Below are 11913 nucleotides of genomic sequence, written 5' to 3' on the forward strand. Positions count from 1 at the left end.
TGGAGGTGCTTACTCATAGAGGAGCTTCACCATGAAAAAGGTCTCGCCCAACCCGCCGCATTACTTGAACGACCAGAAATTCCACGATGCTGCCCAGCGCGCATTCAAGCACTACGACCTCAATTCAGAACCTGCCGCTTCGCCTCCGTCCTCCAACAAACTATTCTCCGTACGTGCCGGCCTCAGCACCGAAGTCGCCTTGTGTAATGCCAGCGAGATTCTTGAATCGGCGGCTGTCAGCGCCTATGACTGTGCCGAGCATCTTGATGGGGCCAGCCGCAAGCAAGTGTTGGCAGTGGTGCAATTGGTGGAGATGGCGCAGTTGTTGGTGGATGAGGCGCTGAACCGGGAGTGTCCGGTGGCCTGATCACATCCGAAATCCAACTGGCAACATAAATCCAGTGTGGGAGCGGTTGGTCAGGAGAGCGGGTTTGTCAGCAGGCTCGCGATCACTCCCACGCTGATCGTTCCCACGCTCTGCGTGGGAATGCCGCCTCGGACGCTCCGCGTCCCGCTGGCAATGCACAATGGAAGCCTTGCGCAGTGGTGACGCGGAGCGTCACGGTATGCATTCCCACGCGGAGCGTGGGAACGATCGGTCGCCCGGTTTATCAGTAGCGAATCATCACCGACTTGAGCTCGGTGTAATCCTCGATGAACGCCCCGCCAAACTCCCGTCCCACCCCCGAAGACTTGTTGCCGCCAAACGGCACCGCCGGGTCGAGCATCGTGTGCATGTTCACCCACACCGTCCCCGCGTTGATCGCCGGCACCATGCGCAGGGCCTTGCTCAGATCATTGGTCCAGAGACTGGCGCTCAGGCCGTAAGGCGTGTTGTTCATCAGTTCCAGCAGCTCATCCTCGGTGTCGTAGGGGAAAAACGTGGCGATCGGGCCGAAGGTCTCTTCGTTGAGCAGGGTGTCGTGGATCGTGTTGGCGAGAATCACGGTGGGCTCCACATAGCACCCCGGTCCGTCGATAAGCTTGCCGCCGTGGACAATCGTATTGTTCTCGGCCCGGGCCTTGGCGAAAAACCATTCGAGTTTCTGTTGGTGCTGGCGGTTGGTCACCGGGCCGAATTCGGTGCGCTCGTCCAGCGGCGAGCCGATGTTCAACCGGCCCAGGCGTTGCGCCAGTTTGTCCATGATCGGCTCGATCTGCGAGCGGTGGGCGAAGAAGCGTTCGGCGGCCGCGCAGATTTGCCCGGAGTGCAGGAAGCCGGCTTCGATGATGCCGTTGACCGCCTTGTCGAGTTCCACATCCCGCAGGAACCCGGCGGAGTTTTTGCCGCCCAGTTCCAGGGTCGCCCGGGTCAACCCGGCGCCCATGGCACTGCGGCCCACGGCGATGCCGGTGGGCACCGAGCCGGTAAACGAGACCTTGTCGGTGCCCGGGTGCTCCACCAGGCCTTTGCCCACATGGCCGCCACCGGTCAACACGTTCAGCACGCCCGCCGGCAGGCCGGCGTCGATGGCCAGTTCGGCGATGCGCAGGATGGTCAGCGGGGTGAACTCGCTGGGCTTGATGATGATGCTGCAGCCGGTCACCAGTGCCGAGGCGAGTTTCCAGATGGCGATCATGGTCGAGAAATTCCACGGCACGATGCCCACCACCACGCCCACCGGTTCGCGCAGGGTAAACGCGGTGTAGCGTTCGCCGGCGAAGGAGGGCAGCGACGGGGTAAGGGTCTGGCCGCTGATCTTGGTGGCCCAGCCGGCGTAGTAACGCAGGAAGTGCGCCGCCTGATCGACCTCGAAGGCCCGGGAAATCTGGATGATCTTGCCCGACTGGCAGGTTTCGATCTGCGCCAGTGCTTCGCGGTGTTGCTCCAGCAGGTCGGCGAGTTTCAGCAGCACATTGCCGCGAATGGCAGGGGCGACCTGGGACCATTGCCGGAAGCCACGCCGGGACGATTCCACCGCTGTGTCGATATCGGCCAGGTCCGCATCGGCAACCTGGGCGATCACCTCGCCGGTGGCCGGGTTGATCACTTCCAGAGCCTGGCCGGAATGGCTTTGGACGTACCCGCCGTCGATAAACAAGGCATGGCTTCGACGGAGGAAGGCCTGGACTTCAGGCAGCAGCGCAATATCGCTCATGGGATTTTCCTGCTCGCAAAAGCCCGAGGGTAACCAGCGCCGCCGGGCCAGGCTTGTCTGTGCCTGCCGGGCGATATGTCTGTGGCTGCCAGGCCTGTGGAAAGTGCAATCTTGGCTGTGGAAGGTGCATTTTCCGGGGGGGGCGCCCGCCCCATACTGGCCCCACATCCAGCGCCGTTCGTTGAGTTTGAACGCCAGCCGGACATCCAATAATAAGCAGGGCCGTCCATGAAAAAGCCAAACCCGCTCCTCGAAGATCTCAAGGCGATTCTGCCGACCATCGCTGCCAACGCCTTCCAGGCCGAGCAGGACCGCAAGGTTCCCGACGAGAACATTGCGCTGCTCAAGAGCATCGGCATGCACCGTGCCTTTCAACCCAGACCCTTCGGCGGCATGGAGATCTCCCTGCCGCAGTTTGCCGACTGCATCGCGTTGCTGGCCGGCGCCTGTGCCAGCACCGCCTGGGCCATGAGCCTGTTGTGCACCCACAGCCATCAACTGGCGTTGTTTCCCGCCAAGTTGCAGCAGGAAGTCTGGGGCGATAACCCGAATGCCACCGCCAGCAGCAGCATCGCGCCGTTTGGCCGCACTGAAGAAGTTGAGGGCGGTGTGCTGTTCAGCGGTGAAATGGGCTGGAGCAGCGGTTGCGATCATGCCGAGTGGGCGATTGTCGGCTTCCGCCGTAAAAACGCCGAGGGCACCCAGGACTATTGCTTCGCGGTACTGCCGCGCAGCGACTATCAGATTCGCGATGACTGGTTCGCTGCCGGCATGAAAGGCAGCGGCACCAAGACCCTGATCATCGACAACGTGCGGGTGCCAGAACACCGCATCCAGAAAGCCAAGGACATGATGGAAGGCAAGTCCGCCGGCTTCGGTCTGTACCCCGACAGCAAGATTTTCTACTCGCCGTACCGGCCGTATTTCGCCAGCGGTTTCTCCACCGTGAGCCTGGGCGTGGCCGAGCGCATGCTCGAAGTATTCCGCGAAAAAACCAGGACCCGCGTACGTGCCTACACCGGCGCGGCAGTGGGGGCGGCGACTCCGGCGTTGATGCGCCTGGCCGAGTCGACCCACCAGGTGGCCGCCGCCCGGGCGTTCCTGGAAAAGACCTGGCAGGAACACGCCGAACACAGCGAACAGCACCGTTACCCGAGCCGCGAGACCCTGGCGTTCTGGCGTACCAACCAGGCGTACGCCACCAAGATGTGCATCCAGGCGGTGGACCGCTTGTTCGAGGCCGCCGGTGGCAATGCGTGGTTCGAGCACAACGAGATGCAGCGTCTGTTCCGCGATTCCCATATGACCGGCGCCCATGCGTACACCGATTACGACGTGTGCGCGCAGATCCTGGGGCGTGAGCTGATGGGGCTCGAGCCTGATCCGAGCATGATTTGACGCCGCCCCGGCCATCACAACCATCAGGACTGCGCGTTGATGCAGTCCGGGAGTCTTGCATGTCTGATAACAGTTTCGACCCACGGGCCTTTCGCCGGGCCCTGGGCAACTTTGCCACCGGTGTCACGGTGGTCACTGCCGCTGATGCCAGCGGGCGCAAAGTGGGTGTCACCGCCAACAGCTTCAACTCGGTGTCCCTGGACCCGCCGCTGGTGCTGTGGAGCATCGACAAACGCTCCAACAGCCACGAGGTGTTCGAGCAGGCCAGCCATTTTGCGGTCAACGTGCTGGCGGCCGACCAGATCCACCTGTCGAACAACTTCGCCCGGCCCAGGGACGATCGCTTTGCCGAAATCGAATTCGAGCCCGGGGAGGGCGGTTCGCCGGTCTTCGCTGATTGCTCGGCGCGGTTTCACTGCGAGAAGTACCAGCAGGTGGATGGTGGCGATCACTGGATCATGATTGGCAAGGTGGTGGCTTTCGATGATTTTGGTCGTGCGCCGTTGCTCTATCACCAGGGGGCGTATGCGCGGATCGAGGAGCGGCAACCGTAGGGCGAACACCTCTATCGAAGGCTGAAGCAGGTTCAATGTGGGAGCGGGCTTGCTCGCGAATGCGGAGTGTCAGCCAATACATCTGGCGACTGACACACCGCTTTCGCGAGCAAGCCCGCTCCCACATGTGATCTCGGTAGCTCATTGCACCTGTGTTAGAACGGCACGGCCACGGTGACTTGGCTATAGAGATTGGTGCCATTGCCACCCACCTGGTTGCCGCCGTTGCTCTCATCCTTGTTGGGCTTGTACAAACCCAGCAGCGGCGTGACGATCAGGTGTTCGTTCACCGCCCACTCCGCGTACAGGTCCAGTTCGCGCCCATCGAGGTTGAGCATGCCGCCCTTGCTCAACGTCTTGTAGTCGAAGAACAGCGCGCCCAGGGTGACGCTGTCCAGCGGCTTGACCTTCAACGCCACATGCTGCACCTCAGTATTGGTATTGAACGGCCCCGAATAATTGCCGGCCACCTCGCCCTGCACCCAGGTGCCGTAGCCACGGTTGAAGCCCGAAAACATCGCATCCCAGTTTTTCGAATAGCGGCTGTAGCGGTAGGTCAGGTCCGGCGACCACGGCAGCGCGGCGAAGGTATAACCGCCTTCGGTGTACCAGGCCTTTTCCGGGCCGGCGTCCTTGTCCTGCCAGGCGTATTCAAAGGAAAAGTGCGCGTTCTCGATCCCGGCATTACCGGCGCCCCGCAGGCTGTAGATGTTCATCCCGACGCGCTGTTTTTGCAGGTCATTGGCATAACGGTCGTCGACGCTGATGCCGTGGATATAGGTCAACCCCAGGGTGCCGGGCGCGGCGGTGTAGTCCAGGGTGCCGGCAGCCATTTCAGTGTTGGCCTGCGCGCGGTTGTCGGACTTGATCCACATTACGCTGCCATGCACGCCGTCCTTGCCACCCAGGCGTAGCACTGCGGTTTGATCGAAGGCATGCCGGGCGGCGATGTAGTAGGCGCCGCCCCGGTTGAACTTGCCGTCATCCACGCCCTTGCCGAAGTTCGGGCCGTCATCGTTGATGATGAAACCGTCGCCGAGCATGATGACCTGGCGGCCGAACGACAGGTCCACACCATCCTTGCCCAGTGCCGGAAACAGTTCCCCCGAGCGCCAGCCGGCGAAGGCTTCGTCGAACTTGGTGGTGCGCTCGCTGCCGGTGGTCACGCCCGATGCATCGCCATCACCCCAGGTGCCCGAGCTGACCAGGTTGGCCGTGCCATACACGCTGCCCAGGGCGCCGAAGCGCTGGTCGACGCTCAAGCCATACTTGATAAAACCTTCACGCCAGGTGGAACCGCCGGTGGTGCCGTCGTAGTTCTTGCGGCTGTTGAACATCCCGTACACCGCCAGGAAGTTGCCGGTGACCTGAGTGTCGTCATCGGCATACAGCTCGAACGCCTGGGCCGATGAGTCGATGATCATCAGCGCGATGCCCAGGCTGATGGCCCTGTACAGGTGACGGGTTTGTTGTGTGTGCTGCATTGTTATAGTCCCCAACAAGGTGAATTGAGGGAGCATTAGGGCGAGCGCCACCGGGCCAAGTCTTTCCCCTGCGTGCCAGGAAATTGTCCCAGGCCGCCAGTGGCGCAGCAGTGGCAGGCAGCAACAAAACCGGCGGCAGCCAGGAGCAAGACGATCAGCCAGGGCGGGCGCAGAGTGCCAATACTTCTAAAAATCCGCTTCTTGAGGATCTGCACCATGTCGATCAACGACCGGCTCACCGAACATTTGAAACGCGGCACGGTGGGCTTTCCAACCGCGCTGGCGAGCACCATTGGCTTGATCATGGCCAGCCCGGTGATCCTCACTGCGACCATGGGGTTTGGCATCGGCGGCAGCGCCTTTGCGGTGGCGATGTTGATCGCGGTGGTGATGATGCTGGCCCAGGCGACCACCTTCGCCGAAGCCGCCTCGATCCTGCCCACCACCGGCTCGGTCTACGACTACATCAATTGCGGCATGGGCCGGTTCTTTGCGATCACCGGCACCTTGTCGGCGTACCTGATCGTGCATGTGTTTGCCGGTACCGCCGAAACCATCCTCTCTGGCGTGATGGCGCTGGTGAACTTCGAGCACCTCAACACCCTGGCGGAATCCGCCGGCGGTTCGTGGTTGCTGGGAGTGGGCTTCGTGATTGTGTTCGGGGTGCTCAATGCGTTTGGCGTCAGCGCGTTTGGCCGGGCCGAGATCATCCTCACGTTCGGCATGTGGACCACCTTGATGGTGTTTGGCGTGCTGGGCCTGATCGCAGCCCCGGCGGTGCAGCTGGACGGCTGGTTCGGTGAATCCCTGGTCGGTACCGACCTGATTACCATTCTGTCGCTGGTGGGCATGGCGATGTTCATGTTCGTCGGCTGCGAATTCGTCACGCCGCTGGCGCCGGACCTGCGCAACTCGGCCAAGGTGATGCCCAAGGCGATGGTGCTGGGGCTGCTGGGGGTGGCCACGTGCATGTTCATCTATGGCGCGGCAATGAAACGCCAGGTGGAAAACGTATTGATCGACGCGGCGGGCGGCGTGCACCTGCTGGATACGCCGATGGCCATCCCGAAATTCGCCGAGCAGGTGATGGGCAGCATCGGCCCGATGTGGCTGGGCATCGGCTTCCTGTTTGCCGGTGCTGCGACCATCAACACCTTGATGGCCGGTGTGCCACGGATCCTGTACGGCATGGCGGTCGACGGCGCGTTGCCCAAGGTCTTCACGTACCTGCACCCGCGCTTCAAGACACCGTTGCTGTGCATTCTGGTGGCGATGCTGATTCCGTGCCTGCACGCGCTGTACCTGGGCGGCAACACCGACAACATCATGCACCTGGTGCTGGCGGCCGTGTGTGCCTGGAGCTTTGCTTATCTGCTGGTGACGCTGTCGGTGGTGATCCTGCGGATTCGCCGTCCGGATCTGCCTCGCGCCTACCGTTCGCCGTTCTTTCCGCTGCCGCAGATTCTGTCGAGCATCGGCATCCTGCTGGGCATGTGGTTTATCACCCCGCCGGGCATGAACCCCGCCGACATCTACATTCCCTTTGGCGTAATGCTCGGGTGCACGGCGGCGTACGCGCTGTTCTGGACGCTGGTTGTGCAGAAGGTCAATCCATTCAAGCCCGCCTCGGTGGAAGAGGTGTTGGCCAAGGAGTTCGCCCATGAGCCGGGTCAGCCGCACAATGGGTATATCAGCCATGCTGCAAAAACTGTCTGAGCTGTTCAGCGCCCGGCGCGCGCCTGCCGGGTATCGACCCGGCGTTACGCTGGAACACCTGCGGCGTAACCTTGGCCTCGCCGGTTATGAGGTGTGTGGACCGACGACGGCCCGGGTTTCCCTGGACAATCTCGGGCTGCAACTGGAGATCGTCGAACGCACCGAGTCGCAGCTGTTGATGCACCTGGTGATGACCGAATTCGTACTGCGCATCCCTGCCTCGCAGCAGGGCACGGCGAGCTTCGAACTGCACCACACCGGGGCCGTTCGACGCACCGGAATCCGCTGTCGACAGCGGTCGGGCGACAAGGAGGTTTCAGGCATTTTGCATACACAATTGCAGGAGGGCAGCGCCTTGCATCGCGCCTTGATGCCGCTGGACTTCAAGCGCCTGCGTATCGACCTGGTGGATCACCAGTGGTGTGTGCGGCTTGAGCATATGGGCGGCAGCGAGGTGGTCAACCGCATGCCGGCGTTCCGTCGCTACATCGCCTTGAGCAGTGTGCAACGCGCCTGGCTGCTGGACGCCTTGAACGGTTTCCAGCGCGCCTTGCAGGCCCACTGACCGCAATATTTGGCATCAATAGTGCAACCACCTTGGCAGACACGTACTTGTTGCGCGCATATAGATAACATGTTAACTATTGCCCGACAAAAACAAAAAGCCAAGGTGGAAACAACCATGAGCATGCAACAGATTGGGCAAGACGGGCTGGACCTCTGGACCCGGGATCTGCGCGCGGTTTGCGGTCACTTCGACACAGAACTGGCCTTCAACCGCTCGCTGTTCATCGGCAGCATCAGCACCTTTTCCCGCGGCGGTTTGCCCCTGGCCAGCCTGCGCACCAACGCCGGCCTGATCAAGCGCGCCAAGGCCCGCGCCGACCACGATGACGACCAACACTGCTTCCTCGTCAGCCAGCGCAGCGGCTACTGCCAGATCACCCAAAACGGCCAGAGCTTCCAGCTTGCCCCCGGCGAACTGTTATTGATGGACTCGGTGGGCTCCATCGACATCACCCCGTTCGGGCTGATCGAACACGCGTCCCTGTCCTTGTCCCGCGCAGAGGTGTGCAAACAGTTCGGCAACCAGCCCAAGACCTTCGGCAAAATCTCCTCGAGCAAAGCCTGCGGGCGCATGTTGCATGTGTTGATGGATCAACTGTGCAAAGACGCACTGAACGGCGAAGGCGCGGTCGGGGAGGGGCAGGCGTTGCAGTCGGCGTTTGTCTCGCTGCTGGGGTCGGCGTTTGAGCAGGAAGACGATGAGCGCGATGATTGTGGCGGGTTGCAGGGCAGCAATCTGCGCAGCTATGTGCAGAAGGTGATTGATGAGTCATTGACCCAGCCAGGGCTTAGCCCGGTGGGGTTGGCGAGTCGGTTGAATATCTCGGTGCGGCATTTGTACCGGTTGTTTGAGGAACAGGATGACAGCGTGTGCCGGTATATCCAGCGGGCGCGGTTGAAGCGCAGTGCGGATGATCTGACCAACCCGTTTTTGCGCAGTGAGTCGATTACGTCGATTGCGTATAAGTGGGGGTTTACGGATTCGGCGCACTTTAGTCGCTCGTTCAAGAAGCAGTTTGAAGTGTCGCCGAAGGATTTTCGGGCGGGGCGGTTGCAGCAGGTGGGGTGACTGGGGGGTGCAGAAGATTCATTGATGTACACAGTTTAACTGTGGGAGCTGGCTTGCCTGCGATGGCGATTTGGTAGGCGCTAAGCATGCTGGGGTTTACCGAATAGGCTGAACTTTCCAACTGGCTGTTCTTCCGTTATTTGAAAGATGGGACTGTACTATCCGCTTAGTTTAAGTCTTCGTATCTTTCGGCGTTTAACGATGCAAGCCAGGTTTTAAAAAAAGTAATTTGCTCTTGTGGGTCATTTGTGAGGTTTTCCTCTTCGTAATCAAAAATGTGAACTATATCCTCTGGGAGGGCGGGTTTGCCCATCGTCATTTGATAAGCGACAAGCCCTGCACTCATTTGGGATGCCATCCTTGAAGGCATCACGTTTAATCTCGCGCCCTTGCAAAGAAATGCGATGCGGGGGTGATCGGCTCTGATTTTTGCAAGGCAGACATAGAGATCTCTTCCAGCATAGATTCTCTGTGGGGTTTCAGATTCTGAGAATTTCATCAGGCATTTGGCTGCATCATATCTTACGGTGATTTCGACTTTTTTATTTTCTATTAGTGCGCAGATTTTTTGGGTTTTCATTATGACGATTTCTAATTGGGATCCATGATGTCGTATTGAAAAAATAGAACAGTCCTGAGCTTTCAGAGTTTGATCAGACCGAATCTGCGTGTGAACTCCCCCGCAACCTTGACCAGCGCCGCTTTATTTTGCGACTAACATGAAGTTGCCCAGCGCTCGCAAAAATCATGCTGTTCTTGTATGTCATTGGTTAAGTCGTTTTCTTCGGGAGAAAAAATGTGAACTAGCTCGCCTTCAGGTTTGCCCATGGTGAGTTCGTAAGCTACCAATCCATTTGACATGTGTGATGACATTCCAGATGTGTGTACGTTAATTTTTGCGCCCTTACACAAGAACTTTATATCCTTGAAGTCCATTCTTGCCAGACCGAAGCTTTCGTATAGATCTATGGCGCTGTAGGATTTTCTGACCCCGTTGTTTAATGATAGAGTAAGGGTCGGCGTCCCCCCGTCGTATTCAACTGTTGCACTTTCACGAACGTTATCTCTGATTATGGTGATTTCACGTGATTTCATGGGTAACCTCTGTTCGGATTTAGTAGTGTGTATCCTTTGTAAGTGCCGTCATCGTTTACCGGTGAAGCACCTAAAATATCTTTAGTGTCGATACGTTTGGGAATGGCGATTTCTAATTCATATTTGTATTTGGAGCGGTCGCCTAGTTCCTTATTGACATCCCTCCCAGGAATCTTTTTGAGGGTATAAAGGAATCCCTCATCAAATCCATGTCCCGAGGCAAAGACCAGTGCTCTTTTCCTTGATGTGGAAGTAGGCACGAAATTGCTAGGAGGGCTGGCGTTATTCAAAGAGTGTAAATAGAGATTTGTGCTCTCTCCTCTACTTTCAAACCCGTCTCTGAAAATTTCATCTGGATGTCTCAAATCACCTCGATACAGATATTCCTGCTTTTTTTCTGGCGCGGGAGTTGAGGGCGTACCCTCATCAACCTTAGATATTCCTGATGGATCTTCAGCTTTGGTTTCAGGCTTGCATCCATCCCCACCCGGACAGGTACTCAAGCCTAACGGATCCACCCACCCCGTCGGGTTGGGCACGTACTGGTATCCGTTCAACCCGCCCGCCAGCTTCGCGGGATCAGGCGTCAGATAGCGACCAACATCCGGATTGTAGTAGCGATGGCGGTTGTAGTGCAGCCCGCTTTCCGGGTCGAAGTACTGGCCCTGGAAGCGCAGCGGGTTGGTAACGGTGTTGACGTCCAGCTTCGCGATTTGGCCGTAGGCGCGGTAGTGCGCTGACCACACTATTTCGCCATCGGATGCGGTGAGTTCTTGCGGGGTACCGAGGTGGTCGAGTTGGTAGTGGAAGGGCTTTACGTCTTCCGGGCCGTAGCCTTTCAGCAGTGCTAACGGGCGGAAGCTGTTGGGTTCGTAGATATAGCTTTGGTGGTTATCAGTGCTGTGTTCGGCGATTAATGTTTCGCCTTGCCAGAAGAACTCGGTGGTCTGACCGTTGAGGGTTTTGGCGATACGCCGTCCAAACGGGTCGTAGCGATATGTGGCTTCGGTGCCGTCCGGCTGGGTGACGCTGATCAGTCGGTGCTGGCAGTCGTAGCGGTATTCGGTAACCAACTGCTGCGCCCGGCCCCGGCGTTCGCGCAGCAGATTGCCGAAAGCGTCGTAGTCGTAATGACGGTCGCCTTGCATCAAGAGCCGGTTGCCTTTGACGACGCTGGGCCCTACGCGGTCTTGCATCAGCAGGTTGCCCGCCGGGTCGTGGACGAAGCGTTCCTGCAGGTCGTGCGAGTGGTTGGCGCGGGTCAGGCGGTCGAGTGGGTCGTAGTGGTAGTCGTGCTGACCTTTTCGAGTGTCGAGAATGCGGGTGAGGTTGCCGCGTTTGTCGTAGTCGTATTGGCGGCGCTGGTGGCGTTGTTCCTGTTGGGTGATCGCGTGGGCGTGCAGGCGGCCCTGGTCGTCGTAGTGGTAGCGGCTGAGGAGTTGGCCTTGCTGGCGCTGATGTTCGCGGCCGGATTTGAACAGGTGCGAGGTGAGCGGGTTGCCGTTGAGTTGGACGGTGGCGAGGTCGCCGCCTTTTTCGTGGTGGAAAGCGAGGCGGTTGTTGTCGGGCAGGCGCAGGTAGTTGAGTTGCCCGCATTCGTCGTAGCGGTAGCGCAACGTGCCCCAGCCCTGGTGTTCGGCGGTGAGGCGGTTTTGCAGGTCGTATTCGTAATGCAGCGGCCAATGACCGTCGTCGACGCTGAGAAGGTTGCCGAGACGGTCGTAGGTGTAATCGACAATGCTGCGGTCGGGCAGGGTTTTTCTTACGAGGCGACCGGCAGCATCGCGCGCATAACCGGTAACCAACTGACTGCCGTCATCGCCGTATTCGGTCTTTTCCAGCAGATGCCCGGCGAGGTCGTAGACATAGGCAGTACGCCGGCCATCAAACCCGGTTTCCTGCTGGATCAGGCCGTTGGCGTGGTACTCAAG

10 protein-coding genes and 1 pseudogene are annotated in these 11913 nt (G+C 59.3%); 6 read left to right on the forward strand and 5 right to left on the reverse strand.

Translation table 11 applies throughout. The features are described 5' to 3' along the window. The first annotated feature begins 31 nt into the window (after positions 1-31). On the forward strand, positions 32-367 hold the full coding sequence (locus HX818_RS26055) for a DUF6124 family protein (protein WP_008431194.1): 336 nt from the start codon (positions 32-34) through the stop codon (positions 365-367). Between the two features lie 244 nt (positions 368-611). Here the strand turns inward: HX818_RS26055 and HX818_RS26060 are convergent, their stop codons facing one another. Then, positions 612-2099 carry an aldehyde dehydrogenase family protein gene (locus tag HX818_RS26060; protein WP_177020986.1) on the reverse strand — a complete coding sequence of 496 codons (1488 nt, stop codon included), beginning with the start codon at positions 2097-2099 and terminating at the stop codon, positions 612-614. A gap of 228 nt (positions 2100-2327) precedes the next feature. On the opposite strand from HX818_RS26060, the gene HX818_RS26065 reads away from it, so the two are divergent. Continuing rightward, complete coding sequence (locus HX818_RS26065) at positions 2328-3497, forward strand: p-hydroxyphenylacetate 3-hydroxylase oxygenase component (RefSeq protein ID WP_177009901.1); 1170 nt, start codon at positions 2328-2330, stop codon at positions 3495-3497. A 59-nt stretch (positions 3498-3556) separates the two neighbouring features. After that, positions 3557-4033: pseudogene (locus HX818_RS26070) on the forward strand (flavin reductase family protein); the annotation flags it as partial. Positions 4034-4206: 173 nt separating this feature from the next. Here the strand turns inward: HX818_RS26070 and HX818_RS26075 are convergent. Beyond that, positions 4207-5535: a hypothetical protein gene (locus HX818_RS26075; RefSeq protein WP_177020987.1), complete on the reverse strand. Its 1329-nt coding sequence runs from the start codon at positions 5533-5535 to the stop codon at positions 4207-4209. Between the two features lie 216 nt (positions 5536-5751). Between HX818_RS26075 and HX818_RS26080 the strand changes: the two genes are divergently transcribed. The 3 genes from HX818_RS26080 (at position 5752) to feaR (ending at position 8887) form a co-directional block, all read left to right on the forward strand. Beyond that, positions 5752-7251, forward strand: a complete 1500-nt coding sequence (locus HX818_RS26080) for an APC family permease (protein WP_003219898.1) — start codon at positions 5752-5754, stop codon at positions 7249-7251. Continuing rightward, a complete protein-coding gene (locus tag HX818_RS26085) occupies positions 7232-7816 on the forward strand; it encodes a DUF3156 family protein (RefSeq protein WP_003219899.1) in 585 nt (194 codons plus the stop codon). The genes HX818_RS26080 and HX818_RS26085 overlap by 20 nt, the downstream gene beginning before the upstream one ends. A gap of 117 nt (positions 7817-7933) precedes the next feature. Continuing rightward, positions 7934-8887, forward strand: coding sequence for a transcriptional regulator FeaR (gene feaR, locus HX818_RS26090; protein WP_177020988.1), 954 nt, complete (start codon positions 7934-7936; stop codon positions 8885-8887). 166 nt (positions 8888-9053) lie between these two features. Here feaR and HX818_RS26095 read toward each other — a convergent pair whose 3' ends face one another. The 3 genes from HX818_RS26095 to HX818_RS26105 all read right to left on the reverse strand — a co-directional run. Further along, positions 9054-9467, reverse strand: a complete 414-nt coding sequence (locus HX818_RS26095; protein ID WP_177020989.1) for a hypothetical protein — start codon at positions 9465-9467, stop codon at positions 9054-9056. Positions 9468-9601: 134 nt separating this feature from the next. Next, positions 9602-9982: a hypothetical protein gene (locus tag HX818_RS26100; RefSeq protein WP_177020990.1), complete on the reverse strand. Its 381-nt coding sequence runs from the start codon at positions 9980-9982 to the stop codon at positions 9602-9604. Further along, positions 9979-11913: RHS repeat-associated core domain-containing protein (locus tag HX818_RS26105; RefSeq protein WP_177020991.1), on the reverse strand; the 1935-nt coding region annotated here is incomplete at its 5' end. The genes HX818_RS26105 and HX818_RS26100, both read right to left, overlap by 4 nt.

Origin of the sequence: Pseudomonas sp. F9001 (assembly GCF_013385435.1) — a bacterium.
In the GTDB taxonomy this organism is placed as follows: Bacteria; Pseudomonadota; Gammaproteobacteria; order Pseudomonadales; family Pseudomonadaceae; genus Aquipseudomonas.